Here is a 25,905-nt window from a genome sequence, read left to right as displayed (position 1 = left end):
ATTCCGGTCCGCCAAGAAGTTATCCACCGTTCTGATCACATGGTGGTTCTGGTTTAATGCGATGAAAATAAATAGAAATATAGACATATGCGCGTCCATGGGATGACCCGCCAGATCTTGTCCTCGCGTGGGGATAAGGGCCGGACAACCGAGTTATCCCGGTTATCCACGACCCCTACTAACAAACACCACTTTTCTTAAAAATATTTATTATATTAAGAGGGGCGCATGTCAGACCTCCTCTTCGCGCTTTACCCTTGGATCAAGGCCATTCACATCGTGGCCTTCACGGCCTGGATGGCTGGCCTGTTCTACCTGCCCCGCTTGTTCGTGTACCACGTCGAGCAGGGTCAGGACGCCCCCGACAAGGCAGCGATGCTGGTGACGATGGAGCGGAAGCTTCTGAAGGTCATCATGAACCCCGCCATGATCGTGACGTGGCTCTGTGGGCTCTACATGGCGGGACTGCCGGGAGTGGTCGATTGGGCTGCCGTCTGGCCCTGGACCAAGGCGCTGGCGGTCATCGCCATGACGTGGTTCCACATGTGGTGCGCGGGGCAACGCAAGCGTCTCGCGGCCGGAGACCTGTCGACCAGCGGGCGCCGTTACCGGATGATGAACGAGGTGCCGACGCTGTTGCTGATCGTCATCGTCGTTTCGGTGATCGTCCGGCCGATCTGAGCCATCGTTGACAAAACTGGTCGGCGCGCGTAACCGATGGCTGCTGGCCGTCCGGTTCAGCCTGTTCCCTATGCCAATGACATGATGACCGCCCGTTCGCGGCGGCACGAGGATTTCCCATGACCCAGGATCGCGTGAACCTGGCGGACCTCAAGGCGCAAAGCCCCAAGGACCTGCTGACGCTCGCCGAAGAGCTCGAGATCGAAAACGCGTCGACCATGCGCAAGGGCGAGATGATGTTCTCGATCCTGAAGGAGCGCGCGGACGAGGAATGGGTCATCGGTGGTGACGGCGTGCTCGAGGTGCTGCAGGACGGTTTCGGCTTCCTGCGCTCGCCCGAGGCCAATTACCTTCCTGGTCCCGACGACATCTATGTCAGCCCCGACATGATCCGTCGCTACTCGCTGCGGACCGGCGACACGGTCTCCGGCGTCATCCGTGGCCCCGAGGATACCGAGCAGTACTTCGCGCTGGTCGACGTGGAGTCGATCAACTTCGAAGATCCCCAGCGTGCCCGGCACAAGGTCGCCTTCGACAACCTCACGCCGCTCTATCCCGACGAGCGCCTGAAGATGGAGATCGAGGATCCCACCGTCAAAGACAAGTCGGCCCGGATCATCGACCTGGTGTCGCCCATCGGCAAGGGCCAGCGCTCGCTTATCGTGGCGCCGCCGCGGACGGGCAAGACCGTGCTGCTGCAGAACATTGCGCACAGCATCGAGGCGAACCACCCGGAGTGCTACCTGATCGTGCTGCTGATCGACGAGCGACCCGAGGAAGTCACCGACATGCAGCGCAGCGTGAAGGGCGAGGTCGTCAGCTCGACCTTCGACGAGCCCGCCACGCGCCACGTGGCCGTGTCGGAAATGGTGATCGAGAAGGCCAAGCGCCTGGTCGAACACAAGCGCGACGTCGTGATCCTGCTCGACTCGATCACGCGTCTCGGCCGCGCCTACAACACCACCGTTCCCAGCTCGGGCAAGGTGCTGACCGGCGGTGTGGACGCCAACGCGCTGCAACGGCCCAAACGGTTCTTCGGTGCCGCACGGAATATCGAAGAGGGCGGGTCGCTGACCATCATCGCCACCGCGCTGATCGATACCGGCAGCCGCATGGACGAGGTCATCTTCGAAGAGTTCAAGGGCACCGGTAACAGCGAGATCGTGCTGGACCGCAAGGTCAGCGACAAGCGCGTTTACCCGGCCATGGATATCCTGAAATCCGGCACCCGGAAGGAAGAGCTTCTGGTCGACAAGTTGGACCTGCAGAAGACCTACGTGCTGCGGCGGATTCTGAACCCGATGGGCACGACCGACGCGATCGAGTTCCTGCTGTCCAAGCTGAAGCAGACCAAGACCAATTCCGAGTTCTTCGACTCGATGAATACCTGACTGGTTGGCCATGGACACCATCTTTGCCGAGGCCACGGCGCCGGGCAAAGCGGGCGTCTCGGTCGTCCGTCTGTCGGGACCCCGCGCGTTCGAGGCGGGCAGCTCCCTTTGCGGATCGTTGCCCCCCTCGCACCGGGCGGCCCTGCGCGTACTGCGTGATTCTAACGGCGAAGTTTTGGACACCGCCCTGGTCCTGGCGTTCGACGAGGGCGCCAGCTTTACCGGCGAAACGGTCGTCGAGCTTCAATGTCACGGAAGCCGCGCGGTCGTCGCGGCAATCCTCGCGGCGCTGGGGCGGATCGACGGCCTTCGGCCCGCCGGGCCGGGCGAATTCACGCGCCGCGCGCTGGAAAACGACCGCCTGGACCTGACGCAGGTCGAAGGGCTCGCCGACCTTGTCGAGGCCGAGACCGAGTTCCAGCGCCAGCAAGCCCAGAAGGTTCTGTCCGGGGACCTGTCCCGAAAAGTGCTGGAATGGCGGCGCCACCTGGTGGAAGCCGCGGCCTTGATCGAGGCGACCCTCGATTTCGCTGACGAAGATGTGCCGGTGGATGTCACGCCCGACGTCCTGACTCACATGGATACCGTGACCGCGGCTTTGCAGTACGAGGTGAACGGCTTCGGTGCATCAGAACGCATCCGGGATGGGTTCGAAATCGCCATCTTGGGCGCGCCGAATGCCGGGAAATCCACGCTTCTCAACGCGATTGCCAAGCGAGACGTCGCGCTGACCTCGGAAATCGCTGGCACGACGCGCGACGTGATCGAGGTGCGGGCGGACCTCAAGGGCGTGCCTGTCCTGTTCCTTGATACGGCCGGCCTGCGGGAAACAGAAGATCCGCTGGAGGCCGCTGGAATCGCGCGTGCCCGCGACCGCGCGGCCGAGGCTGATCTGCGCGTGTTCCTCGTCGGGGATGGTGAGGACAGACCGGCGCTCGCCCAGGACGAGGATATCGTCCTCGTTGGTAAAGCGGATCAGGGGCAGGGCGATATTTCCGGTCTCACGGGACAGGGGGTCAGCGATCTGATCGATCGACTGACAACAATCCTCCTCGGCCGCGTTGCCAAGGCATCGACCGCCATTCGTGAGCGGCACGCGCAGGCGATGCAAAGCGCGCTGTCCGACTTGTCCGAATCGCGAGCGACGCTTACAGAGATCGGCGACAGCGTTCTGGCCGCCGAATATCTTCGTCGGGCGATCGTGAACCTTGAAATGTTGATCGGCCGCGTCGATGTGGACGATCTACTAGGTGATATTTTTTCGCGTTTCTGCATCGGGAAATAAAATGTTTCACGTGAAACATCGCAAGCCGTCCATCGTCGTCGTTGGCGGTGGCCATGCCGGCGTCGAAGCTGCCAGCGCAGCTGCGCGCGCCGGTGCCGAGGTCAAGCTCGTGACCTTGAAGGTCGACGCGATCGGGGCGATGTCCTGCAACCCCGCGATCGGGGGTCTGGGCAAAGGTCACCTCGTGCGGGAAGTCGACGCGCTCGGCGGGATCATGGGTGTCGCCGCGGACCATGCAGGGATCCAGTACCGACTGCTCAATCGTCGCAAGGGACCTGCCGTTCAGGGCCCTCGCGCACAGATGGACCGCGCCCGCTATCGTCACGCCGTTCAAAGCTCCATCGCTAGGCACGAGAATATCCGCGTGGTGGAAGGGCAGGTCGTCGATCTTGTCCTGAAGGATAATCGCGTCACCGGCGTTGTCCTGGAGGATGAAAGCACCCTGGTTGCGGATGCCGTCGTCCTGACGACCGGAACCTTCCTGAACGGTGTCCTTCACATTGGTGAAGAACAGCGGAGCGGCGGACGCCAGGGTGAGAACGCCGCACTGCGTCTCGCGGAACAACTGTATGCCATGGATCTCCCCATGGGTCGGTTGAAAACGGGCACGCCACCGCGTCTGGACGGCCGAACCATCGATTGGGACAGTCTGGAAAGCCAGCCGGGCGACGAGGACCCGGTGATGTTGTCTTTCATGTCCGATCGCCCGGCGGCGCGGCAGGTCAGTTGCGGGATCACCCACACCAACACCGAAACCCACGACATCATTCGCGCCAACCTGTCGCGTTCCGCCATGTATAGCGGGAATATCAGTGGTGTGGGCCCGCGCTATTGCCCGTCTATCGAGGACAAGATCGGACGCTTTGCCGACAAGGATTCGCACCAGATCTTCCTCGAACCGGAAGGTCTGGACGATTCAAACGTCTATCCGAATGGAATTTCGACGTCGCTGCCTGTCGATATCCAGGAGGCGTACGTCGCATCGATCCGGGGACTCGAGCAGGCGAAGATCCTGCAACCGGGCTATGCGATCGAATACGACTACGTTGATCCGCAGGCCTTGGACCACGGTTTGCAGCTCGGCGCCCTCGGGGGTTTGTTCCTGGCGGGCCAGATCAACGGAACCACCGGGTACGAGGAGGCCGCGGCGCAAGGCCTGGTTGCTGGACTCAATGCCGTGGCCGCAGTCAGCGGCGATGCACCGGTCAAATTCTCGCGGACCGAGGCGTATATCGGTGTGATGATCGACGATCTCGTGACCCGCGGGGTGTCCGAGCCTTATCGCATGTTCACCTCGCGTGCCGAGTTCCGCCTTCAACTCCGCGCGGACAACGCCGACCAGCGCTTGACCCCTCTGGCGATCGCGCGGGGTCTCGTGTCGGAAGACCGACGCCAGGCTTTTGAAACCAAGATGGACCGCTTGGCGCAATTGCGGGACGTTTTGTCCTCGGAGGCTTTTACACCCAAGGAGGTCAATGCCGTGGGAGTTGCCCTGTCCTCCGACGGCGCGCGCAGAACGGCGCTCGAGCTTCTCAGCATTCCTTCCGTGGGGATCGAGCACGTCAAGCAATTGGTTCCGAGGGCCTCGTCGTTCTCCACTGCAGATCTGGAGCAGATTTCCAAAGAGGCCGTTTACGCGAATTACCTGGATCGCCAGACCCGCGAGGCCGAGGCGATCCGTCGTGACGAAGCTACGCAGATTCCCGGTGGCTTCGATTTCGGTGGCGTTCACGGGCTGTCATCCGAGTTGAAAGATAAGCTGAACCGTGCGCGCCCGACGACAATCGCCCATGCTAGCAAGATCGAGGGTATGACGCCGGCGGGTCTGAATGCGATTCTCTTGGCGCTGCGGGTGAAGGCGAAGACCGGAACCCACGGATGACGTATCGGAATGTTTCACGTGAAACATCCGACAGCTTGGAAGATTTCGCGGAAGAGTTGCTTCGTTGGACCGCGAAAATAAACCTCATCGGTCGGTCCACCACGGCAGATATCGCTGAACGCCATATCGCTGATTCCATCCAGGTGGTAAATGCCGCTCCGGTCGATATTGCCAAGTGGGTCGATCTCGGGAGCGGTGGCGGCCTTCCGGTCATCGTCGCTGCGATCCTGCGGAAGCACGAAAGGACGCAGTTCGTCGCGGTCGAGTCCGATCAGCGGAAAGCGACGTTCCTGCGCCATATGGCAACGCGACAAGAGCTAAAACTCAAGGTGCTCGCGGAGCGCATTGAAGCGGCGCCACAGCAGGCTGCCGATGTCGTCAGCGCCCGGGCGCTCGCGCCTTTGCACACGCTTCTGGGCTTTGCCCGCCACCACGGCAAACCGGACAGCCTTTGCCTGTTTCCGAAGGGGAACAGCTTCCAAGACGAAATCGATCGGGCTAGGATGGACTTCCGCTTCGATGTCGAGATCTTGCCCAGCAAGATTTCCGCGGGTTCGGTTGTTCTGAAAATCAAGGATATCCAAGATGTCTGACCGCCGCCGGTCGCCCAAGATCATCGCAATCGTAAACCAGAAGGGCGGGGTGGGTAAAACCACCACGGCGATCAATCTCGGCGCTGCCTTGGCCGAGGACGGCTACGGCGTGGCCCTGATCGACCTGGACCCGCAGGGAAATGCCTCGACCGGACTGGGGATCGAACCAGAGGATCGCCAGCTCACCACCTACGAGTTGCTGCTTGAAGGTCGTGGGCTGTCCGAAGTGCTGGCCCCTACGGCGTACCAAAACCTGCGGATCGTTCCGGCCACGCCTGATCTGAGCTCGGCGGATATCGAGATGTACTCCAATCGCAAGCGATCTTTCCTTTTGAAAGATGCGTTGAATGCGAAAGACGTCGAAAGCCTGGATCTGGACTTCATCCTGATCGACTGCCCGCCGTCGCTGTCGCTCTTGACCGTGAACGCGATGGTCGCAGCGCATTCCGTGTTGGTCCCGTTGCAGAGCGAGTTCTTCGCGCTCGAGGGCTTGTCGCAACTGATGCTGACCATGCGCGAGGTGCGACAGTCCGCAAACGCGGATCTGCGGATGGAGGGCGTCGTCCTGACCATGTTCGATGGCCGCAACCGTTTGGCGCAGCAGGTTCTGGCCGACGCCAAGGACACGTTGGGCGAACTGGTGTTCAAGACGATCGTGCCGCGCAATGTTCGCGTCAGCGAGGCACCATCCTACGCGCAGCCGGTTCTGGACTACGACCCGACGTCGAAGGGCAGCCTTGCGTATCGCGAACTGGCGCATGAGCTGACCAGCCGCGTGGTCTAAAGAATAACGAAAGGGCAGGGTATGGAACGCAAGCAGGAACGTCGCGGGCTGGGTCGTGGATTGTCAGCCCTTATGGCGGATGTCGGGGACACGCCGCAGCAGGGCGAAAACCCGCGCCGCGCCGAGGTGCAGATCGCAATCGAGCGGATCCATCCGAACCCGGATCAGCCGCGTCGGACCTTTGTCGCCGAAAGCCTTGAGGAGCTTGCTGCGTCGATTTCGACCAAGGGCGTCATCCAACCACTGATCCTGCGAGCGCATCCGAGCAAGCCCGAGGAATACGAGATCGTCGCGGGCGAACGTCGCTGGCGCGCAGCGCAAATGGCGCAGCTGCACGAAGTGCCCGCGATCATCCGGCAGTTCGACGATACCGAGGTCCTGGAAGTCGCCATCATCGAGAACATCCAGCGCGCCGATCTGAACGCGGTGGATGAGGCGGCGGGCTATCGGCAGCTGATGGACCGTTTCGGCCGCACGCAGGAGCAAATGGCGGAGGCCTTGGGCAAAAGCCGGTCGCACATCGCCAACACCCTGCGGCTTCTGAACCTGCCCGAAGGGGTGCAATCCTACCTGGCCTCCGGCCAATTGACCGCCGGGCACGCGCGGGCGCTGATTACCGCCGAGAACCCCGAGGCGCTTGCCCAGCAGATCGTGAAAAAGGGTCTTTCGGTGCGCGAGGCCGAGGCGTTGGCGAAGGGCCCCAAGCCCGCCAAATCCACCCGCTCGGCGGCTCCGAAAGAGAAAGACGCCGATACGCGGGCGCTGGAGCAGGATCTCTCCGCGAACCTCGGGATGAAGGTGTCCGTCGATCACAGTTCGGATGGCGAGAATGGGAAGCTGACCATCAGCTACCAGTCGCTGGACCAGCTGGACGACCTTTGCCGGATGCTGTCGGGCGGCGGTGACTAGGCCAGCAGCTCGCGAAGGATCGCATTCAGAAGAGGGCGGCCGCGCTCGGTCGTCCTAACCCGGGCGGCGGAAGTCTCCAGCAGGCCGCCATCTATCAAACCATTGATTTTACTTGTTAAATCATAGTTCGTGGGCAGGTCGTCCACGACGATCCCATCGCGCAGCCGAAGCCCCATCATCAGCCGTTCACCCAGCTGATCCTCGGGGGAGAGCAGCGAGACGGTCTCGGGTGCATTGCCGTCAAGTGCGCCGCGCAACCAGTGGAGCGGCGCGGTTTCCGTTTCCGTGGCCACCCGCCCCGACGCGAGGGTCAGGCGACCGTGCGCGCCGGGACCGACCCCGGCATAATCACCGCCGGTCCAGTAGACCATGTTGTGGCGAGACTCGTCACCGGGGCGGGCGTGGTTGGAAATCTCGTAGGCGGGCAGCCCGGCCTCTGCCGTCAGCGCTTGGGTCAGCTCGAACATATCCGCGCCGAGATCCTCGTCCGGCAGCCCGCGCAGCCCGCCGCGGGAGAAGCGATCGCCGAAGGCTGTGCCGGGCTCGATGGTCAGCTGGTAGAGCGACAGGTGATCAGCCGCCATGGTCAATGCCTCGCGCAGCTCGGCCTCCCATGCGGGCAGGGATTGGTCCTGGCGCGCGTAGATCAGGTCGAAACTGACGCGGTCGAACGTGGTGCGGGCAATGTCGAAGGCGGCCCGCGCCTCGGCCACCGAATGCAGTCGCCCGAGCCGCTGCAGGTCGGGATCGTTCAGCGCCTGGATGCCCATGGAGACGCGGTTAACGCCGCCAAGCCGATAATCGCGGAAGCGGTCCGCCTCGACCGAGGTCGGGTTGGCCTCGAGCGTGATTTCCACGTCATTGGTCATCTGCCAATGGCGTTGGATATCGGCCAGGATCATCTCGACCGTCTGCGGCTCCATCAGGCTGGGTGTGCCACCACCGAAATAGACCGACGCGACATTGCGCGGGCCGGTCATCTCACGGATGCGCGCAAGTTCGGCACGATAGGCGCGCCGCCAGGCATCGTGGTCGATCTGCGCGACCACGTGGCTGTTGAAATCGCAATAAGGGCATTTCGCCTGGCAGAAGGGCCAATGGACGTAGATGCCGAAAGCGGGTTCAGTCAAAGCAACCCGCGATCAGCTTGCGGAACGCATCGGCGCGGTGCGAGATCTTGTTCTTCTCCCACCGGTCCATTTCGCCGAAGGTCTGGTCGTATCCGTCCGGTTGAAAGATCGGGTCGTAGCCGTGGCCCTGCTCACCGCGCATGGGCCAGACGATCTGACCCGGCATGGTGCCCGGGAAGACCTCGTCGTGACCGTCGGGCCAGGCGAGGACCAGCGTGCAACAGAACTGCGCGCGCCAGGGTTGGGGTGCGTCCTTCGCGATCAGCGCGTCGTGGGCCTTGCGCATGGCCATGTCGAAATCGCGGCCCTGACCCGTTTCGGCCCAGTCGGCAGTATAGACGCCGGGGGCGTTGTCCAGCGCGACAATCTCGAGCCCGCTGTCATCCGACAGCGCCGGAAGGCCGGTGGCCTTTGCCGCCGCGTGGGCCTTGATCCGCGCGTTTTCCACAAAGGTGGTGCCGTCCTCGACCTGCTCGGGCAGGTCGTGGTCGGCATTGCTGGTGGTCGAGACGCCGTAGGGCGCCAGAAGATCGCGGATTTCTTCCAGCTTGCCGCGATTGTGGGTCGCGACCACCAGCGTGTCGCCCGTGAAACGGCGCATCAGGCCACCGCGTTCTTCTGGGCGGCGACCAGCTCGTCCACGCCTTTTTCGGCGAGATCCAGAAGCCCGTTCATCTGCTCGCGGGTGAAGGTCGCGCCCTCGGCGCTCATCTGTACCTCGATCAGGCGCTTGGCGCCGGTCAGGATGAAGTTGCCGTCGACCCCCGCTTCGCTGTCCTCGGGGTAGTCGAGGTCGAGCACGTTCTGCCCGGCGTAGACGCCGCAGCTGACGGCAGCGACGTGATCGGTCAGCGGATCGGTCACGATGTCACCGGCCTTCATCAGCTTGTTCACGGCCAGCCGCAGCGCGACCCATCCGCCGGTGATCGAGGCGCAACGGGTGCCGCCATCGGCCTGGATGACGTCGCAATCCACGGTGATCTGCCGTTCGCCCAGGGCGTTGCGGTCGACACAGGCGCGCAGGGACCGCCCGATCAGGCGCTGGATTTCCTGCGTGCGGCCGGACTGCCCGCGCTTGGCCTCACGGTTCATGCGGGTGTGGGTGGCGCGGGGCAGCATCCCGTATTCCGCCGTGACCCAGCCCTGGCCCGTGTTGCGCAGGAAGGGCGGCACGCGTTCCTCCAGCGACGCCGTGCACAGGACATGGGTGTCGCCGCATTTTATCAGGCAGGAGCCCTCGGCATGGCGGGTGACGTCCGTCTCGATTGAAATCGGGCGCATCGTGTCTAGGTTTCGACCGGAAGGGCGCATGAAAGCTCCTGTTTTTGCGTGCTCCGCGTGATTGGCACCGGTGCGATCCCGGTGCAAGACTGTTACCACCGATGCAAATGAGCGACCAGAAATCCGCCAGTGAACGCCACGACATGATGGCGCAGATGAACGACCGCACGCGCGAAGTCTTTCGCCGCGTTGTCGAGGGCTACCTGGAAACGGGCAGCCCGGTGGGATCTCGCAGCCTGACCCGCGACATGACCGAGAAGGTCAGCGCCGCCACCATTCGCAATGTCATGCAGGATCTTGAGTACATGGGCCTGCTGAACGCGCCGCATGTCTCGGCCGGAAGGATGCCCACGAACCTGGGCCTGCGGATGTTCGTGGACGGGCTGCTCGAGGTCGGGGATCTCGACGATAGCGACCGCCGCCAGATCGAAACCAGTCTCACCAGCAACGAACGCGACGTGTCGACCTTGCTGGACCGCGTCGGATCGGCCCTGTCGGGCGCCACCCGCGGGGCGAGCCTTGTTCTGGCGCCGAAGCACGAGGCGCCGATCAAGCATATCGAGTTCGTGTCGCTCGGGCCTGACCGCGCGCTGGTCGTTCTGGTGTTCGAGGATGGCCATGTCGAGAACCGCGTCTTCGCGCCGCCACCCGGCCAGACCCCGTCGTCGATGCGCGAGGCCGCGAACTTCCTGAACGCGATCGCGGCGGGCCGCACCCTGACCGAGTTGCGCAGCGGTATGGCCAAGCAGATCGCGAATCACCGGCAGGAGCTGGACGCCCTGGCGCAGACGCTGGTGGAGTCGGGTCTCGCGATCTGGGACGACGCGGGCGAGCCGAACGAACGCCTGATCGTGCGCGGCCGGTCGCACCTGCTGGACGAAGGCACCGCCGCCGAGGACCTCGACCGCATCCGCAACCTGTTCGACGATCTGGAACGCAAGCGCGACATCGCCGAGTTCCTGGAGCTGACGGACGAGGGCGAAGGTGTTCGAATTTTCATCGGTTCCGAGAACAAACTCTTCTCACTTTCGGGTTCCTCTTTGGTGGTCTCTCCATATATGAACGCTGACCGAAAGATCATTGGCGCGGTTGGCGTGATCGGCCCCACGCGGCTGAACTACGGACGGATCGTGCCCATCGTGGACTATACAGCGCAACTGGTCGGCAAATTGCTGTCGGGCCAACGATAACCGGGTGAAACATGGCGAAAGAAAACGAAAGCGACATCGAAGCCGCGATCGAAGAGATGCTGAAGGGCGACACCTCCGAGGCCGACAAGGTCAAGCGCAAGCCGCGCGTGAAGTCGCAGGAGGATGACGTCTTCGATCTCGACAATCCCGGCACCAGCCCGCTGGACGATGTCGATGGCCCCGAAGGCGATGACGCGACGGTGGAAAGCCACGTGACCGTCGACAGCGCAGAGCTCGAGCAGCTGCGCGCCGAACGGGACGAGTACAAGGACAAGTTCGTCCGCGCCCTCGCAGATGCCGAGAACAGCCGCAAGCGGTCCGAACGTGACCGGCGCGAGGCCGAGAATTACGGCGGCTCGAAGCTGAGCCGCGACATGCTGCCCGTGTTCGACAACCTCAAGCGTGCGGTCGGGTCGATCTCGGACGAGCAACGCGAGGCGAACGCGGCCCTGATCGAGGGGATTGAGCTGACGCTGCGCGAGCTTCTGAGCGTGTTCCAGAAGCACGGCATCAAGATGATCGCGCCCGAGGTCGGCGACAAGTTCGATCCCAACGTGCACGAGGCGATGTTCGAAGCCCCGGTGCCCGGCACGAAGGCCGGGGAGATCATCCAGGTGACTGGCGAAGGGTTCATGCTGCACGACCGGCTGCTGCGCGCCGCCAAGGTCGGTGTGAGCTCGACCCCGAAAGGCTGAGGCGACCCGCCTCCGTACCGAATTTCGCAGCGCCCCGGACCGAGTCCGGGGCGTTGTCATTTCGACCCGGCCGCCAGCGCACGAAGCTCGTAGACCAGGTCCAGCGCTTCGCGCGGGCTCAGCTCGTCTGGCTGGACCTGCGACAGGCGCTCGGCCACCGGGTCTGTCGCAGGGGCGGTCGGCGCGGGTTTCGTCGCCACCGAGAACAGCGGCAGGTCGTCGATCAGGGTCGTCTTGCGGCCCTCGGCCTCGCCCTTTTCCAGCATCGTCAGAACATCGCGCGCGCGCGACACCACCGCGGCGGGTAGGCCGGCCAGCTTGGCCACCTGCACCCCGTAGGACCGGTCGGCGGCGCCCTTGCGCACCTCGTGCAGGAACACGACCTCGCCGTCGTGTTCCTTGACCGACATGGTCGCGTTCTGCGCGCCGCTCAGCCGGTCGGCCAGTTGCGTCATCTCGTGGTAATGGGTGGCGAACAGCGCGCGGCAGCGGTTCACGTCGTGCAGATGTTCGAGCGTCGCCCAGGCGATGGACAGCCCGTCATAGGTGGCCGTTCCGCGCCCGATCTCGTCCAGAATCACCAGCGCGCGGTCGTCGGCGCGGTTCAGGATCGCGGCGGTTTCGACCATCTCCACCATGAAGGTCGAGCGTCCGCGCGCCAGGTCGTCCGCCGCGCCCACGCGGCTGAACAGCTGGCTGACGACGCCGATCCGCGCCGAATCGGCGGGAACGTAAGAGCCGATCTGCGCCAGCAGGGCGATCAGCGCGTTCTGGCGCAGGAAGGTCGACTTACCGGCCATGTTCGGCCCGGTCAGCAGCCAGAGCGCGGCGCTGTCCGCGCCATCCGACAGCGCGCAATCGTTCGGCACGAAGGGCACGCCGCCCTGCCGCCGCAGTGCTTGTTCCACCACCGGGTGGCGGCCGCCGGTGATCTGGAAATCGCGGCCCGACACCATGTCGGGACGGCACCATTTCGCGCCCACCGCCAGGTCCGCCATCGCCGTGGTCACGTCCAGTGCCGCCAGCGCGCGGGCTGTGTCGCCGATGGGGCCGGCGTGGTCCAGAACCTGTGCCGAAAGCTCGGCAAAAAGCCGTTTCTCGATCTCCAGCGCGCGGCCGCCCGCGTTCAGGATCTTGGTCTCCAGCGCGCTAAGCTCGACGGTGGTGAAGCGTACCGCGTTGGCCGTGGTCTGGCGGTGGATGAAGGTCTGGGACAGCGGTTCGGCCAGCATCTTCTTGGCGTGGGCGGCCGTGACCTCGATGAAATAGCCCAGCACGTTGTTGTGCTTGATCTTCAGCGACGAGATGTCGGTCTGTTTCACGAAATTGGCCTGCATCCCGGCGATGACGCCGCGCCCCTCGTCGCGCAGGCTGCGGGCCTCGTCCAACGCCGCGTCGAAGCCCGGCGCGATGAAGCCGCCGTCGCGGGCCAGGATCGGCGGTTCGGCGACCAGCGCATCGGACAGACGGTCGATCAATTCGTCGTGTCCGGTCAACGACTCCAGCCCAGTATCCAGAAGATCGGCCGGACCGCCCGCCAGGCAATCCGCGATCTCGGCCGCGCGGGCCAGGCCATCGCGCATGGCAGCCAGGTCGCGCGGTCCGCCACGCTCCAGCGACAGGCGCGACAGGGCACGGTCCATATCTGGGACGTGGCGCAGCTTTTCCCGCAGGGCCTGCGCCAGGTCGGGCGCGCCCACGGCGGCGGCGATGGCATCGTGGCGGGACCGGATCAGCGCAAGGTCACGGGACGGTGCGGTCAGCCGCCGTTCCAGCAGGCGTCCGCCCGCCGCCGTCACGGTGCGGTCGATGGCCGACAGCAGCGATCCGTCGCGCCCGCCCGACAGCGCGCGCGTCAGTTCCAGGTTGACGCGGGTCGCGGCGTCGATCTGCATGACGCCATCGGCATCCTCGCGCCGGGGCGGACGCAGCAGCGGCAGTTTTCCCTTCTGGGTGATCTCCAGGTAGTCGACCAGCGCCGCCATGGCCGAGATCTCGGGGCGCGAAAAGGTGCCGAAGGCATCCAGCGTCGCCACGTCGAATACCCGGCACAGCCGCGCCGCGCCGCCCGTGCTGTCGAACGACCCGCGCGATAGCGGGGTAAGTGACGCGCCTGATTCAGTGACGATCTCGGCCCAATCAGCCTCCTGCGCCTCGTTCAGCAGGACTTCGCGCGGGGCGAGGCGGGCCAGTTCGGGGCCCAGCCGGACGGGCGGGCAGGGCGTGACCGACAGTTCGCCCGTGGACATGTCGCACCACGCCAGCGCACCGTCGCCGCGCATGGCCGTATAGGCGGCCAGGAAATTGTGCCGCCGCGCATCGAGTAGCGTGTCCTCGGTCAGCGTGCCGGGCGTGACCAGCCGCACCACCTCGCGCCGCACGACGGATTTGGATCCGCGCTTCTTCGCTTCGGCCGGATCCTCGGTCTGTTCGCAGACCGCCACGCGGAACCCCTTGCGGATCAGCGTCAGCAGGTAGCCCTCGGCGGCGTGGACAGGGACGCCGCACATGGGAATGTCGTCGCCCTGGTGCTTGCCCCGCTTGGTCAGGGCGATGTCCAGCGCCGCCGCCGCCGCGACGGCGTCGTCGAAGAACAGCTCGTAGAAGTCGCCCATCCGGTAGAACAGCAGCGCCCCTTCGTGCCCTGCCTTGATCTCGAGATATTGCGCCATCATCGGCGTGACGGCGGGTTTGGCGGTGTTCATGGCGTGTTTCCCGGCGCGAGGTCGCGACACCCTAGCCAATGCGGCGCGGGGCATGAAGGGGCGGTTTTTGCAGTGGAACCCCCCGGGGGCCTGTGCCACGAATTGCGCCACGCCGGAGGAGACGCGACCGATGACCCAGAAGAAAGTGACCGACAACGAGGCCTTGCAGTTCCACATGGAACCGCGGCCGGGCAAGTTCGACATTGCCGCGTCGGTCCCCATGGCCACCCAGCGTGACCTGAGCCTTGCCTATTCCCCTGGCGTCGCCGTGCCGTGCGACCGGATCGCGGCCGAGCCGGGCCGCGCCTACGATTACACCAACAAGGGCAACCTCGTCGCCGTGATCTCGAACGGGACGGCGGTACTGGGCCTGGGCAACCTCGGGGCGCTGGCCTCCAAGCCCGTGATGGAAGGCAAGGCGGTGCTGTTCAAGCGCTTCGCCGATGTGAATTCCATCGATATCGAGCTGGATACCGAAGACCCCGACGCCTTCTGCAACGCCGTGCGACTGATGGGGCCGACCTTCGGGGGCATCAACCTCGAGGATATCAAGGCGCCCGAGTGCTTCATGATCGAGCAGCGCCTGAAGGAAGAGATGGATATCCCCGTCTTCCATGACGACCAGCACGGAACGGCCGTGATCTGCGCCGCCGGCCTCATCAACGCGCTGCATCTTTCGGGCAAGCGCATCGAAAACGTGAAGATCGTGCTGAACGGTGCGGGGGCGGCGGGCATCGCGTGCCTCGAGCTGCTGAAATCCATGGGGGCACGGCACGAGAACTGCATCGCCTGCGACACCAAGGGCGTGATCTACCAGGGCCGCAGCGAAGGCATGAACCAGTGGAAATCTGCTCACGCCGTCAAGACCGACGCGCGCACGCTGGCCGAGGCGCTGGACGGGGCCGACGTGTTCCTGGGCTGCTCGGCCAAGGGCGCCGTCACCCAGGACATGGTCATGTCCATGGCGAAAGAGGCCGTGATCTTCGCCATGGCGAACCCCGACCCCGAGATCACGCCCGAGGACGTCCACGCCGTGCGCGAGGACGTGATCGTCGCGACCGGGCGCAGCGACTATCCCAACCAGGTGAACAACGTCCTGGGGTTTCCCTACCTGTTCCGGGGTGCGCTGGACATCCACGCGCGGGCCATCAACGACGAGATGAAGATCGCCTGCGCCGAGGCGCTGGCCGCGCTGGCGCGCGAGGATGTGCCAGACGAGGTCGCCGTCGCCTATGGCCGCAAGCTGAAATTCGGGCGCGACTACATCATCCCCACGCCGTTCGACCCGCGCCTGATCTGGCAGGTGCCGCGGGCGGTGGCACGCGCGGGGATGGACACTGGCGCGGCGCGGCGGCCCATCATCGACATGGACGGCTACGAGGCCACGCTGAAACAACGGATGGACCCGACCGCGTCGATTCTCGAAGGCATCTATGCCCGCGCCAGGGCGAAACAGGCCCGCATCGTCTTTGCCGAGGGCGATGATATCCGCGTGCTGAAGGCCGCCGTGGCCTATGCCCGGCAAGGGATGGGCGAATCCGTGGTCGTGGGCCGCGAGCCCGAGATCCGAGAGCTTCTGCGGGCCGAAGGGCTCGAACCCGCCATCGACAGCATCGAGATCGTCAACGCCGCCACGACCGAGCATCTCTCGACCTACAAGGACTTCCTCTACGAACGGCTCCAGCGGCGCGGGTTCGACTCGCACGATATCCACCGGATGGCGGCGCGGGACCGGCACGTGTTCTCGGCCCTCATGCTGGCCCATGGCCATGCCGACGGGATGGTCACCGGTGCCACACGGAAATCCGCGCAGGTGATGGAGCTGATCAACCGCGTGTTCGATGCGCGGCCCGAGGATGGTGCCGTGGGGATCACCGCCGTCCTGTCGCGGGGCCGGATCGTGCTGATCGCGGACACGTTGATCCACGAATGGCCCGACCAGCACGACCTGGCCAATATCGCCGAACGCGGCGCCGATGTCGCGCGGGGCCTGGGGCTGGAGCCGCGGGTGGCCTTCGTCAGCTTCTCGACCTTCGGCTATCCCGTGTCCGAGCGCGCCGAGAAGATGCATGTCGCGCCGGACGTGCTGGACAAGCGCGGGGTCGATTTCGAGTACGATGGCGAGATGACGGTCGACGTGGCGCTGAACGCCGAGGCCATGAAGAACTATCCGTTCTGCCGCCTGTCCGGCCCCGCGAACGTGCTGGTCGTGCCCGCAAGGCACTCGGCCTCGATCTCGGTGAAGCTGATGCAGGAAATGGCGGGCGCGACCGTGATCGGCCCGATCCTCACGGGCCTGCGCAAGCCCGTGCAGATCGCGTCCACCGGATCGAACATGACCGACATCCTGAACATGGCGGCCATCGCGGCGGTGGATATCGGCTGAGCCTTAGCCGGCCTCGACCCGTTTCAGACCGCCCGACGCCATGTCGGTGGCGATGTGGGGCTGTTTCGCCGATTTCCACGCGCCGAAGCCGCCCTCCATGTGGGCCACGGGGCTGATGCCGGCCTCGAGGCACTTGCGCGCGACCTTCTCGGACCGCACGCCGCTGCCGCAGTGAAAGACCAGCCGCTTGCCCTGCTGAGACGGCAGACGGTCCGCGCGGAAATGGGACAGGGGCGACAGCAGGGCGCCCTCGATATGCTCGAAGCTGTACTCGGCCGGGGTGCGCACGTCGATCAGCGCGATCTCGCCCGCGTCGAGCGCTTTCGCCACCTCGTCCACGGTCCAGGTTTCCAGCGTGCCTTGGTCCGTCTCTTCGGTCTTCATGGGTGTTCCTCCGGTGTGGTTTTCACCGGGACTTAGTCAGATCGTCGATCGCGGCCAGCCCTTGCAGCAGGGGGGCAAGCTTGTCGATGAACACCATGTTGGGTCCGTCGCTGGGGGCGTTATCGGGATCTTCGTGGGTTTCGATGAAGACCGCGGCCGCGCCCACGGCCAGCGCCGCGCGGGCCAGGGGCTCGACGAATTCGCGCTGTCCGCCCGACGCGCTGCCCTGTCCGCCGGGCAGCTGCACGGAATGGGTGGCGTCGAAGACGACCGGATAGCCGGTCCCCGCCATGATCGGCAGCGACCGCATGTCCGAGACCAGCATGTTATAGCCGAAGGACGCGCCGCGCTCGCACAGCATGACCCGCTCGTTCCCGGTCGACGCGATCTTCGCGGCCACGTTCTCCATGTCCCACGGGGCCAGGAACTGGCCCTTCTTCACGTTTATCGCGGCGCCGGTCTCGCCCGCGGCCAGCAGCAGGTCGGTCTGGCGCGACAGGAAGGCCGGGATCTGCAGCACGTCCACGACCTCGGCCACCGGGGCGCATTGGTCGGGGCCGTGCACGTCGGTCAGCACCGGCACGCCGAACTCGGCCTTGATCTTCGAAAGGATCGACAGGCCCTCGTCCATCCCGAGGCCCCGCTTGCCTTTCAGAGACGACCGGTTGGCCTTGTCGTAGCTCGACTTGAAGATCCACGGCCGGTTGGCGGCGTCGGCGGCGGTGGCGATCCGCTCGGCCAGCATCCGGGCGTGGTCCAGCGACTCGAGCTGGCAGGGCCCGGCGATCAGCGCGAAGGGCGCCGTGTTCGAGACGGAAATGTCGCCGATGGTAACGGTCTTCATGCGATGCCTTCCTTTTTCAGCACGGCTTCGATCCGGGCCACGTCCACGGGGTTGTTAAGTTCCCAGAACACCCGGCCGCGCGCGTCCACCGGGACGCAGGCAACGGGCCAGCCGTTTTCCAGGAACCGCAGCTGCTCCAGCCCCTCGGCGCGCTCAAGCGGGCCTTCGGGCCACCCTGCATATGCGTCAAGCGCGGCGGGACGGTAGGCATAGACGCCCACGTGGTGCCAGACCTCGGGCGGCTTGGTGAGGCTCGCCACATGGGGCAGGACCTCTTTCGAGAAATACAGAGCGGTGCCATCGCCGCGGATGACCGCCGTGGTTCCGCCGACGCGGCCTTCCTTGCGGTCGGTGACGAAGTTTTCCAGCGTCTCGGCATCGGTGCGCAGAACGGGCGTCGCCATCTGCGCGTCCGGGTTGGCCTGCATATGCGCGATCAGCGCCTCGAGGAACCAGGCGGGCGTCAGCGGCGCGTCGCCCTGCAGGTTCACGATGATCTCGGGCGCGGTGTCGAGCTGGGCCAGCCCCTCGGCACAGCGTTCGGTACCGTTCCGGGCCGCGCTGGACGTCATCAGGACCGCGCCGCCGAACGCACGGGTGGCATCCGCGATCCGGTCGTCATCGGTCAGGACATAGACGTCGTCGACGCCGGGAATCCCCTGCGCCGCCTCCCAGCTGCGCTGGATCAGGGACGCCTTGCGGCCGGTGGCGCCGGTCAGGTCCACCAGCGGCTTGCCGGGATAGCGCGACGAGGCATAGCGCGCGGGAATGAAGACGGTCACGCTCATTTCACACCTGCCCGCAAAGCGTCGTGGATATGGACAAGTCCCTGCAGAATCCCGTCGCCGTCGACGGCGAACAGGGCCGAGATCTTGCGGTCGTTCATGATCCCCAGCGCTTCGGCCAGAAGCGCCTCGGGGTCGATGGTCTGCGGATCAGGCGTCGCCACGTCGCCCGCGACGCGGCCCATCAGCCCTTCGAGGTTCCGCCGCAAATCGCCGTCGGTGATGACGCCGCGCAGCCGTCCGTCCGACACCACAGCGGCGACGCCGAAGCCTTTGGCCGTCATCTCGAGCAGCGCTTCGCCCATGGGGGTGTCGGGCGCCACGACGGGCAGGGCGCCCCCGCGATGCATCACGGCGCTGACGCTCAGAAGTTGGGCGCCCAGCGTGCCGCCGGGGTGGAAGACGTGGAAGCTGTCGCGGTCGAAGCCCCGCGCCTCCATCAGGGCGACGGCCAGCGCGTCGCCCAGCGCCATGGTCATCGTGGTCGATGTGGTCGGTGCCATGCCGATGGCGCAGGCCTCGGGCGCGTCGGGCAGCAGCAGCAAATGATCGGCCTGCTGCGCGAGGGTCGACTCGGCCCGCCGGGTGATCGCGACCATGGGGACGCGGAACCGCCGGGTGTGGGCGATGATATCGCCGAGTTCGCGGGTTTCGCCCGAGTTCGAGATCAGGATCACCGCGTCGCTGCGGGTGATCATGCCCAGGTCGCCGTGGCTGGCCTCGCCGGGATGGACGAACTGCGCCGGGCTGCCAGTCGACGCGAGCGTGGCGGCGATCTTGGCGGCAACGTGGCCCGATTTTCCCATGCCCGACACGATGATGCGGCCCTGCGTCTGCAGAAGCTGGGCCACGGTGTCGGCGATGGTGGGACTCAGGCTGTCGGCCAACTGGCGCAGCCCGTCGCTTTCCGTCAGTAGCACGTCCCGCGCGATGGCGCGGGCGTCGCGTGCGGGCGTCGGGGCGGTGTCTGGTGCGGGCTCGGCCATGGGCCGGTCATATCCACAGCCGCTGCCCGTGTCCACGCGCCGCGACCCGAGGTGGCGGATGCGATGATGCGTTGCGGTGCGCGGGATCCGTTGCCCACGCGCCGCGACAAGGCTCGCTTCAGCCCGTAAACGGGGCGTCATTGCCCCAGATCTCGCGCACACGCTCATCTCGGCGGCAGGCGTCGCGGTAGAAATCATAGGCGTTGGCCTTCGATTTCGGGCCGCGGCGGGTCAGCACCAGTTCGTCACCCTTGTAGTAGTCCTGGTGGTATTCCTCGGCCGGGTAGAATTCGGCCGCGCCGCGCACGGGCGTCACGATCTTGCGGCCCAGCTCGGCCTCGGCCGCGGCGACCCGCTCTTGCGCGATCCGCGCCTGGCGGTCGTTCAGGGCGAAGATCGCGGTGCTGTAGCTTTCGCCCCGGTCGCAGAACTGTCCGCCCGCGTCGAACGGGTCGATCGAGCGCAGGAACAGGTCGATGATCTGTGCGTAGCTGACCTGGCTTTCGTCGAACTCGATCTGCGCGACCTCCAGGTGACCCGTGTCGCCGCCTGTGACCTGCTTGTAGGTCGGGTTCGCGACATCACCGCCGGCAAAGCCCGAAACGACCTCGCTCACGCCTTTGACCTTCTCGAAATCGGCCTCGACGCACCAGAAACAGCCACCGGCGACCAGGGCCGTCTCGGCCTTGGCCGCGGGGGCCCCGAAGGCAGTGGCGAGCAGCGCGGCGGCGCCGAGTGCCGTGTATTTCGTTTTCGCAAATCCGTTCATCATCGTGATCTCCCTTTTCACCGGAAAGGTCGCGACAAGCGGGATCGGTTTCAATGAAATGGGTCGTGTTGTCACGCAAGGGTGAAGCGCTGTCATGCGCTGTCGCGGCTTTTTCAGGGACGAAAAGGCCCCGTGAAGGGGCCTGAGATCGACGTCGAAAATTTTTTGCGCCGGCCCGAAACTTTGTCGCTTTGCCGACGTGACTGCAGATGATCCCGCAAAGATGCGGGCTGAAAATGGTCCTGGGAATAGGCGGCGGCGACACCGCCTATGCCTCTGTCGAGCGATGCGACTCTCCCTCATGGGAAGCAAGATCGGCAGCGATCGTTTTCCGGCCGATCCGGCCGCCCGTGTCTCGGGAGCCCGCGATGTAACGAGTTGTCGTCAAGTACGGATCAGGGTCAACGTCCCTGTCACGTTGGCTCTAGGGGGTCGCGGCGCAGACGCGGCCCCCGTTCGTTCGTTTCAGCCGTCCAGGCGCCGCTTGCGGGCGGCCAGAAGCTTCAGCCGCAGCGCGTTCAGCTGGATGAATCCGGCCGCGTCTTTCTGGTCGTAGGCGCCGGCATCGTCCTCGAAGGTCACGTGCGCCTCGGAATAGAGGCTGTGATCCGACCAGCGACCGACGCAACGCACCGACCCCTTGTACAGCTTCAGCCGCACCGTGCCGGTGACGTGCTGCTGGCTGTGATCGATGGCGGCCTGCAGCATCTCGCGCTCGGGCGAGAACCAGAAGCCGTTGTAGATCAGCTCGGCGTAGCGCGGCATCAGCTCGTCTTTCAGGTGCGCCTGCCCGCGGTCAAGCGTGATCTGCTCGATCCCGCGATGCGCTTCGAGCAGCAGCGTTCCGCCCGGCGTTTCGTAGATGCCGCGCGACTTCATCCCCACGAACCGGCCCTCGACAAGGTCCAGCCGGCCGCAGCCATGGGCCCCACCCAGTTCGTTCAGCTTGGTCAGGATCTCGGCCGGCGACATGGCCTGGCCGTCGATGCTGACGGCATCGCCCCGCTCGAACCCGATCTCGACATATTGCGGCTGATCGGGCGCATCCTCGGGGTTGGTCGTGCGCTGGTAGACATAGTCCGGCGCGTCGACGGCGGGATCTTCCAGCACCTTGCCCTCGGACGAGGTGTGCAGAAGGTTCGCATCAACGCTGAACGGTGCCTCGCCGCGCTTGTCCTTGGCGATCGGGATCTGGTGCTTCTCGGCGAAGTCGATCAGCTTCGTGCGGCTCGACAGGTCCCATTCGCGCCAGGGGGCGATCACCTTGATGTCGGGGTTCAGGGCGTAGGCGGCCAGTTCGAACCGCACCTGGTCGTTGCCCTTGCCGGTGGCGCCGTGGGCCACGGCGTCGGCGCCCGTCTCGGCCGCGATCTCGACCAGCCGCTTGGAGATCAGCGGCCGCGCGATCGAGGTGCCCAGAAGATACAGCCCCTCGTACAGCGCGTTGGCGCGGAACATCGGGAAGACGAAGTCACGCACGAATTCCTCGCGCAGGTCCTCGATGTAGATGTCGCTCGCGCCCATCTGCTCGGCCTTCTTGCGCGCCGGCTCGAGCTCTTCGCCCTGGCCCAGGTCGGCGGTGAAGGTCACGACCTCGCAGCCATACTCGGTCTGGAGCCATTTCAGGATGATCGAGGTGTCGAGCCCGCCGGAATAGGCAAGCACCACTTTTTTCGGGGCGGACATGGGCCAAGTCTCCATCACGGGTCAAATCGTCGCGTGGGTAGAGGCTTTCGGGGCCAATCGCAAGGTGGCCTTGCCGCAGGGACGTCGGGCGGGCATAGCTGCTGACCATGAGCAATTTCGCAGATACCGCCCTGGCCGTGACGGCCCGGCTGCGCGGGCTGTTCCCCGCCACGCCCTTGCAGCGCAACGATTACCTCAGCGCCAAGTACGACGCCGACATCTGGCTGAAGCGCGAGGATCTCAGCCCGGTCCGGTCCTACAAGATCCGCGGCGCGTTCAACGCCATGCGCAAGGCGCGCGAGGCCGATCCCGACCAGGACCTGTTCGTCGCCGCGAGCGCGGGCAACCATGCGCAGGGCGTCGCCTTCAACTGCCGGCATTTCGGGGTGAAGGGCGTGATCTTCATGCCCGTCACGACACCCGCGCAGAAGGTCGAGAAGACGCGGACCTTCGGCGGTGACGCGGTCGAGATCCGGCTGGTGGGCGACTATTTCGACGACACGCTGAAAACGGCGCAGGCATTCTGCGCCGAGCGGGGCGGGCATTTCCTGTCGCCCTTCGACGATGACCACGTGATCGAGGGCCAAAGCTCGGTCGCGGTCGAGATCCTGTCGGAGATGGAGCGGGCACCGGACATGGTGATCCTGCCGGTGGGCGGCGGCGGCCTGTCGTCGGGGATGAAGCGCTACCTTGACCAGATGGCGCCCGAGATGCCGATCTGGCTGGTCGAGCCGACGGGCGGCGCCAGCCTGACCGCCGCGCTGGCCAAAGGCGAGCTGGTGACACTACCCAAGGTCGACAGCTTCGTGGACGGCGCGGCTGTCGCGCGGATCGGCGCGCGGACCTTCGAGGTGCTGCGCGACGTGCCCCCCGAGCGGGTGCTGACCGCGCCCGAGGACCGGATCTGCGCCACCATCATCGAGATGCTGAATATCGAGGGGATTGTCCTCGAGCCCGCAGGGGCGCTGGCCCTGGACGTGCTGCCGCAGATGGCGGACGAGATCCGGGGCAAGACGGTGGTGTGCGTGACCTCGGGCGGGAACTTCGATTTCGAGCGGCTGCCCGAGGTCAAGGAGCGCGCCCAGCGTTATGGCGGCGTGAAAAAGTACTTCATCCTGCGGATGCCCCAGCGGCCGGGCGCCCTGCGTGATTTCCTCGAGATGCTGGGCCCCGAGGACGATATCGCCCGGTTCGAGTACCTGAAGAAATCCGCGCGCAATTTCGGGTCTGTCCTGATCGGGATCGAGACCTCGCGGCCCGAGAACTTCGCCACCCTGTTCGACAAGCTCGACGCGGCCGACTTCGTCTATCGCGACATCACCGAGGACGAGACGCTGGCAGACTTCCTCGTCTGATCCGCGCCGATCCGGTCGCACAGGGCGGCGACCGACCGATCGATGAGTCCACGCAGCCTGCCCATCTGGGCCGGGCGGCCGGCCGCGATCCGCTCCTCGCAGGATTGCGCGGCCGCCGCCACACCGGTCAGACCAAGCGCCAGGGCGGCCCCGCGCAGGCTGTGAAAGTCGGCGGCCGATGGATCATGCCCACTGTCGATCTGCGCCAGGATCGGCGCGGCCTCGACGGCGAACAGGTCCACCAGTTCGGCCAGGACCGCGGGCGCGAATTCCCGCTGGAGCAGGGCGACGGTTTCAAGGTTCAGAAGATCACTCTCGCCGGTCATCACCGCTCAGGATGGCAGCCGTCCGTAAAGGATCGGTCAATACGGCCTTCACCATTCCTTAGGATCGGACCGCTAGACCCGGTGTGACCGCGAAAGGATCCACCGGCGCTGTGCCCAAGGAAGCCACCCGTCCGGCGAATGAGGGCCTGACGCCCCCGCGCCGACCGACCCTGACCTTGCTGATCGTCGACGACAGCCGGCTTCACCGGCGCATGTTGGCATCAAGCCTCTCGGGCAGCGAATATCGCGTGATCGAGGCGGGCTCGGCGGAAGAGGCGCTGATCCTCTGCCGGACCGATCCGCCGGATATCATTCTCAGCGACTGGATGATGCCGGGCCTGTCCGGCCTGGACCTGTGCGCCCGGGTCCGCAGCTTCGGCGATGATCGATACATCTATTTCATCGTCCTGACGGCCAAGCGCGGCAAGGACGAGATCGCGATGGCGCTGCAATCGGGCGCCGACGACTTCCTGACCAAGCCGGTCAGCCCCGACGAGCTGCTGGCGCGTCTGCATGCCGCCGCCCGCGTGGTCCGGATCGAGCGCGAGCTGGTCCTGCGCAGCCGCGAGGCCTGCCGCGCCGCGTCGGACCTTCAGCGGCTGGACGATGCGCTGAACCGCGACCTGGCCGAGGCGCGCAAGCTTCAGTTGTCACTGGTGCCGCGCGGCTCTGCCCGGCTGGCGGGCGGATCGGTGTCCTACCTGTTGCAGCCCTCGGGTCCCGTGGGCGGCGATCTCGTCGGCGGCTTTCCCATCTCGGACACCCGGCATGGCGTCTTTTCTCTCGATATCTCTGGTCACGGGGTGGCCTCGGCCCTCGTTGCCGCGCGGGTCTCGGGCTGGCTGACGGGCGGGGATCCGGGGAAGAACGTCGCGTTGGAGCGGCGCGGGGGGCGCGTGGTCATGCGGCGGCCCGACATGGTCTGCGCGCGGCTGAACCGGATGTTCCTGTCGGAATTCCAGACCGACCACTACGCTACCGTGATCCTTGCCGAGGTTGATTTCGACAGTGGCCGGGTCGATCTGTGCCAGGCCGGGCATCCGCACCCCATCCTCGTCCGCGCCGATGGACGGCAGGATTCGGCGGGCCAGGGGGGGATGCCGGTGGGCCTGATCGAAGACGCGGCGTTCGAAACCGTGTCCGTGAGCCTTTTTCCCGGAGATCGGCTGCTGATCCATTCCGACGGGGTCACCGAATGTCCCGATCCCGGCGGCGGGCTGCTGGGTGAGGATGGTCTCGCCCGGCTGGTGGCCCGTCACTGGCGGGCGCCGGGGCGCGGGTTGCTCAAGGCGCTGCGCGGCGAGCTTGCGGCGATGCTCGAGGGCAGCGACCCGCCCGACGACGTCTCAATGGCGGTGATCGACCGCGCCCCGGCCTGAGCGCAGGAACCGTGCCAGGAAATAGGCGTCGCCCGCATTGTCCAGCCGCGTCACCGCCTCGTCGGCATCCATCCAGACCGCATCGTGATCCGGCTCGACCGGCGGCCCGATGCGCAGGCCGGGGCGGCCTAGGAAGATGTGGCACAGTTTCTCGGCGTGGATCCCGTATTCGGGCATGAACGCGAAGCGGCGGAAACTGCCCAGCCGCCGGTCCACCGCCATGCGCCAGCCGGTTTCCTCAAAGACCTCGCGGTGCAACGCGCGCAGTGGCGTCTCGCCCGGGTCGATGCCGCCCCCGGGCAGTTGCAGCGCGCGGTCGGACCCGTTCTGGCGGGTCAGCAGGATGTCGCGCCCCCGCAGCAACACGGCATAGGCGCCGGGGCGGAACACGTAGCGGCGGTGGGGTTCGGGCGGCAGGTCGAAACGCGGGATCATCGCGGCGGGTCCCCCGGGGTTCAAGGATTTGTGTCCCGGCCCTA

The 25,905-nt window shown here is 65.5% G+C and carries 24 protein-coding genes; 12 read left to right on the top strand and 12 right to left on the bottom strand.

Going from position 1 to position 25,905, the window contains the following annotated elements:
* Positions 1 to 228 precede the first annotated feature (228 nt).
* From BUB76_RS03650 to BUB76_RS03620, 7 genes are all read left to right on the top strand, one after another.
* Positions 229 to 681, top strand: a complete 453-nt coding sequence (locus BUB76_RS03650; RefSeq protein WP_073126847.1) for a CopD family protein — start codon at positions 229 to 231, stop codon at positions 679 to 681.
* A gap of 119 nt (positions 682 to 800) precedes the next feature.
* Entirely contained in the window at positions 801 to 2,072 is a 1,272-nt protein-coding gene (rho, locus tag BUB76_RS03645; protein ID WP_073126844.1) for a transcription termination factor Rho, read from the top strand.
* A 10-nt stretch (positions 2,073 to 2,082) separates the two neighbouring features.
* Complete coding sequence (gene mnmE, locus BUB76_RS03640) at positions 2,083 to 3,357, top strand: tRNA uridine-5-carboxymethylaminomethyl(34) synthesis GTPase MnmE (RefSeq protein ID WP_073126841.1); 1,275 nt, start codon at positions 2,083 to 2,085, stop codon at positions 3,355 to 3,357.
* 1 nt (position 3,358) lies between these two features.
* Complete coding sequence (mnmG, locus tag BUB76_RS03635; RefSeq protein ID WP_073126839.1) at positions 3,359 to 5,239, top strand: tRNA uridine-5-carboxymethylaminomethyl(34) synthesis enzyme MnmG; 1,881 nt, start codon at positions 3,359 to 3,361, stop codon at positions 5,237 to 5,239.
* Entirely contained in the window at positions 5,236 to 5,832 is a 597-nt protein-coding gene (gene rsmG, locus BUB76_RS03630) for a 16S rRNA (guanine(527)-N(7))-methyltransferase RsmG (protein ID WP_073126837.1), read from the top strand. Before mnmG ends, rsmG begins: the two co-directional genes overlap by 4 nt.
* Positions 5,825 to 6,616 carry a ParA family protein gene (locus BUB76_RS03625; RefSeq protein WP_073126834.1) on the top strand — a complete coding sequence of 264 codons (792 nt, stop codon included), beginning with the start codon at positions 5,825 to 5,827 and terminating at the stop codon, positions 6,614 to 6,616. Before rsmG ends, BUB76_RS03625 begins: the two co-directional genes overlap by 8 nt.
* A gap of 21 nt (positions 6,617 to 6,637) precedes the next feature.
* On the top strand, positions 6,638 to 7,525 hold the full coding sequence (locus BUB76_RS03620; protein ID WP_073126832.1) for a ParB/RepB/Spo0J family partition protein: 888 nt from the start codon (positions 6,638 to 6,640) through the stop codon (positions 7,523 to 7,525).
* Here the strand turns inward: BUB76_RS03620 and hemW are convergent.
* From hemW to rph, 3 genes are read right to left on the bottom strand one after another with little or no spacing between them, the layout of a single operon-like run.
* A complete protein-coding gene (hemW, locus tag BUB76_RS03615; RefSeq protein WP_073126830.1) occupies positions 7,522 to 8,655 on the bottom strand; it encodes a radical SAM family heme chaperone HemW in 1,134 nt (377 codons plus the stop codon). The genes BUB76_RS03620 and hemW overlap by 4 nt on opposite strands.
* Positions 8,648 to 9,256, bottom strand: a complete 609-nt coding sequence (gene rdgB, locus BUB76_RS03610) for an RdgB/HAM1 family non-canonical purine NTP pyrophosphatase (RefSeq protein ID WP_073126827.1) — start codon at positions 9,254 to 9,256, stop codon at positions 8,648 to 8,650. The genes hemW and rdgB overlap by 8 nt, the downstream gene beginning before the upstream one ends.
* Positions 9,256 to 9,966 carry a ribonuclease PH gene (gene rph, locus BUB76_RS03605; protein ID WP_073126824.1) on the bottom strand — a complete coding sequence of 237 codons (711 nt, stop codon included), beginning with the start codon at positions 9,964 to 9,966 and terminating at the stop codon, positions 9,256 to 9,258. The genes rdgB and rph overlap by 1 nt, the downstream gene beginning before the upstream one ends.
* Positions 9,967 to 10,043: 77 nt before the next feature.
* Between rph and hrcA the strand changes: the two genes are divergently transcribed.
* On the top strand, positions 10,044 to 11,126 hold the full coding sequence (hrcA, locus tag BUB76_RS03600) for a heat-inducible transcriptional repressor HrcA (protein ID WP_073126822.1): 1,083 nt from the start codon (positions 10,044 to 10,046) through the stop codon (positions 11,124 to 11,126).
* 11 nt (positions 11,127 to 11,137) lie between these two features.
* On the top strand, positions 11,138 to 11,821 hold the full coding sequence (locus BUB76_RS03595) for a nucleotide exchange factor GrpE (protein WP_084140520.1): 684 nt from the start codon (positions 11,138 to 11,140) through the stop codon (positions 11,819 to 11,821).
* 56 nt (positions 11,822 to 11,877) lie between these two features.
* Here BUB76_RS03595 and mutS read toward each other — a convergent pair whose 3' ends face one another.
* Complete coding sequence (gene mutS / locus BUB76_RS03590) at positions 11,878 to 14,526, bottom strand: DNA mismatch repair protein MutS (RefSeq protein WP_073126820.1); 2,649 nt, start codon at positions 14,524 to 14,526, stop codon at positions 11,878 to 11,880.
* Positions 14,527 to 14,656: 130 nt separating this feature from the next.
* On the opposite strand from mutS, the gene BUB76_RS03585 reads away from it, so the two are divergent.
* A complete protein-coding gene (locus BUB76_RS03585) occupies positions 14,657 to 16,912 on the top strand; it encodes an NADP-dependent malic enzyme (RefSeq protein WP_073126818.1) in 2,256 nt (751 codons plus the stop codon).
* A gap of 3 nt (positions 16,913 to 16,915) precedes the next feature.
* Here BUB76_RS03585 and BUB76_RS03580 read toward each other — a convergent pair whose 3' ends face one another.
* From BUB76_RS03580 to BUB76_RS03555, 6 genes are all read right to left on the bottom strand, one after another.
* On the bottom strand, positions 16,916 to 17,296 hold the full coding sequence (locus tag BUB76_RS03580; protein WP_073126816.1) for a rhodanese-like domain-containing protein: 381 nt from the start codon (positions 17,294 to 17,296) through the stop codon (positions 16,916 to 16,918).
* Between the two features lie 22 nt (positions 17,297 to 17,318).
* Positions 17,319 to 18,140: a 3-deoxy-8-phosphooctulonate synthase gene (gene kdsA, locus BUB76_RS03575; RefSeq protein WP_073126814.1), complete on the bottom strand. Its 822-nt coding sequence runs from the start codon at positions 18,138 to 18,140 to the stop codon at positions 17,319 to 17,321.
* Positions 18,137 to 18,928, bottom strand: a complete 792-nt coding sequence (locus BUB76_RS03570; protein ID WP_073126812.1) for a 3-deoxy-manno-octulosonate cytidylyltransferase — start codon at positions 18,926 to 18,928, stop codon at positions 18,137 to 18,139. The genes kdsA and BUB76_RS03570 overlap by 4 nt, the downstream gene beginning before the upstream one ends.
* The gene (locus BUB76_RS03565; RefSeq protein WP_073126809.1) at positions 18,925 to 19,911 is read right to left on the bottom strand and encodes a KpsF/GutQ family sugar-phosphate isomerase; all 987 of its coding nucleotides are present in this window, start codon (positions 19,909 to 19,911) and stop codon (positions 18,925 to 18,927) included. Before BUB76_RS03565 ends, BUB76_RS03570 begins: the two co-directional genes overlap by 4 nt.
* Before the next feature lie 118 nt (positions 19,912 to 20,029).
* Entirely contained in the window at positions 20,030 to 20,683 is a 654-nt protein-coding gene (gene msrA, locus BUB76_RS03560) for a peptide-methionine (S)-S-oxide reductase MsrA (protein WP_084140519.1), read from the bottom strand.
* Positions 20,684 to 21,145: 462 nt separating this feature from the next.
* Entirely contained in the window at positions 21,146 to 22,366 is a 1,221-nt protein-coding gene (locus tag BUB76_RS03555) for an argininosuccinate synthase (protein ID WP_073126807.1), read from the bottom strand.
* A 107-nt stretch (positions 22,367 to 22,473) separates the two neighbouring features.
* Here BUB76_RS03555 and ilvA point away from each other — a divergent pair, with 107 nt between their 5' ends.
* Complete coding sequence (gene ilvA, locus BUB76_RS03550) at positions 22,474 to 23,721, top strand: threonine ammonia-lyase IlvA (RefSeq protein ID WP_073126805.1); 1,248 nt, start codon at positions 22,474 to 22,476, stop codon at positions 23,719 to 23,721.
* Here ilvA and BUB76_RS03545 read toward each other — a convergent pair.
* Complete coding sequence (locus BUB76_RS03545) at positions 23,673 to 24,047, bottom strand: Hpt domain-containing protein (protein WP_073126803.1); 375 nt, start codon at positions 24,045 to 24,047, stop codon at positions 23,673 to 23,675. The genes ilvA and BUB76_RS03545 overlap by 49 nt on opposite strands.
* Positions 24,048 to 24,130: 83 nt before the next feature.
* Between BUB76_RS03545 and BUB76_RS03540 the strand changes: the two genes are divergently transcribed.
* On the top strand, positions 24,131 to 25,426 hold the full coding sequence (locus BUB76_RS03540) for a PP2C family protein-serine/threonine phosphatase (RefSeq protein ID WP_373280045.1): 1,296 nt from the start codon (positions 24,131 to 24,133) through the stop codon (positions 25,424 to 25,426).
* Here BUB76_RS03540 and BUB76_RS03535 read toward each other — a convergent pair.
* Entirely contained in the window at positions 25,394 to 25,861 is a 468-nt protein-coding gene (locus tag BUB76_RS03535; protein ID WP_073126801.1) for an NUDIX hydrolase, read from the bottom strand. The two genes, BUB76_RS03540 and BUB76_RS03535, sit on opposite strands and share 33 nt — an antisense overlap.
* Between the last annotated feature and the right edge of the window lie 44 nt (positions 25,862 to 25,905).

It is taken from the genome of Palleronia salina, from assembly GCF_900141995.1.
Lineage (GTDB): Bacteria > Pseudomonadota > Alphaproteobacteria > Rhodobacterales > Rhodobacteraceae > Palleronia > Palleronia salina.
Note: the sequence above shows the minus strand (reverse complement) of the source record. Positions and strands in the feature narration are given on the sequence as shown.

What these genes read in the sequence shown, in the direction of transcription:
- rdgB (WP_073126827.1), bottom strand. Translation starts at nt 9,256, where the DNA reads ATGCGCCGTTTCACGGGCGACACGCTGGTGGTCGCGACCCACAATCGC.
- kdsA (WP_073126814.1), bottom strand. Translation starts at nt 18,140, where the DNA reads ATGAAGACCGTTACCATCGGCGACATTTCCGTCTCGAACACGGCGCCC.
- BUB76_RS03595 (WP_084140520.1), top strand. Translation starts at nt 11,138, where the DNA reads ATGGCGAAAGAAAACGAAAGCGACATCGAAGCCGCGATCGAAGAGATG.
- rho (WP_073126844.1), top strand. Translation starts at nt 801, where the DNA reads ATGACCCAGGATCGCGTGAACCTGGCGGACCTCAAGGCGCAAAGCCCC.
- hrcA (WP_073126822.1), top strand. Translation starts at nt 10,044, where the DNA reads ATGAGCGACCAGAAATCCGCCAGTGAACGCCACGACATGATGGCGCAG.
- BUB76_RS03650 (WP_073126847.1), top strand. Translation starts at nt 229, where the DNA reads ATGTCAGACCTCCTCTTCGCGCTTTACCCTTGGATCAAGGCCATTCAC.
- BUB76_RS03585 (WP_073126818.1), top strand. Translation starts at nt 14,657, where the DNA reads ATGACCCAGAAGAAAGTGACCGACAACGAGGCCTTGCAGTTCCACATG.
- BUB76_RS03535 (WP_073126801.1), bottom strand. Translation starts at nt 25,861, where the DNA reads ATGATCCCGCGTTTCGACCTGCCGCCCGAACCCCACCGCCGCTACGTG.
- BUB76_RS03580 (WP_073126816.1), bottom strand. Translation starts at nt 17,296, where the DNA reads ATGAAGACCGAAGAGACGGACCAAGGCACGCTGGAAACCTGGACCGTG.
- ilvA (WP_073126805.1), top strand. Translation starts at nt 22,474, where the DNA reads ATGAGCAATTTCGCAGATACCGCCCTGGCCGTGACGGCCCGGCTGCGC.
- mutS (WP_073126820.1), bottom strand. Translation starts at nt 14,526, where the DNA reads ATGAACACCGCCAAACCCGCCGTCACGCCGATGATGGCGCAATATCTC.
- msrA (WP_084140519.1), bottom strand. Translation starts at nt 20,683, where the DNA reads ATGATGAACGGATTTGCGAAAACGAAATACACGGCACTCGGCGCCGCC.
- BUB76_RS03625 (WP_073126834.1), top strand. Translation starts at nt 5,825, where the DNA reads ATGTCTGACCGCCGCCGGTCGCCCAAGATCATCGCAATCGTAAACCAG.
- BUB76_RS03565 (WP_073126809.1), bottom strand. Translation starts at nt 19,911, where the DNA reads ATGGCCGAGCCCGCACCAGACACCGCCCCGACGCCCGCACGCGACGCC.
- rph (WP_073126824.1), bottom strand. Translation starts at nt 9,966, where the DNA reads ATGCGCCCTTCCGGTCGAAACCTAGACACGATGCGCCCGATTTCAATC.
- BUB76_RS03545 (WP_073126803.1), bottom strand. Translation starts at nt 24,047, where the DNA reads ATGACCGGCGAGAGTGATCTTCTGAACCTTGAAACCGTCGCCCTGCTC.
- BUB76_RS03555 (WP_073126807.1), bottom strand. Translation starts at nt 22,366, where the DNA reads ATGTCCGCCCCGAAAAAAGTGGTGCTTGCCTATTCCGGCGGGCTCGAC.
- rsmG (WP_073126837.1), top strand. Translation starts at nt 5,236, where the DNA reads ATGACGTATCGGAATGTTTCACGTGAAACATCCGACAGCTTGGAAGAT.
- BUB76_RS03620 (WP_073126832.1), top strand. Translation starts at nt 6,638, where the DNA reads ATGGAACGCAAGCAGGAACGTCGCGGGCTGGGTCGTGGATTGTCAGCC.
- mnmG (WP_073126839.1), top strand. Translation starts at nt 3,359, where the DNA reads ATGTTTCACGTGAAACATCGCAAGCCGTCCATCGTCGTCGTTGGCGGT.
- BUB76_RS03570 (WP_073126812.1), bottom strand. Translation starts at nt 18,928, where the DNA reads ATGAGCGTGACCGTCTTCATTCCCGCGCGCTATGCCTCGTCGCGCTAT.
- mnmE (WP_073126841.1), top strand. Translation starts at nt 2,083, where the DNA reads ATGGACACCATCTTTGCCGAGGCCACGGCGCCGGGCAAAGCGGGCGTC.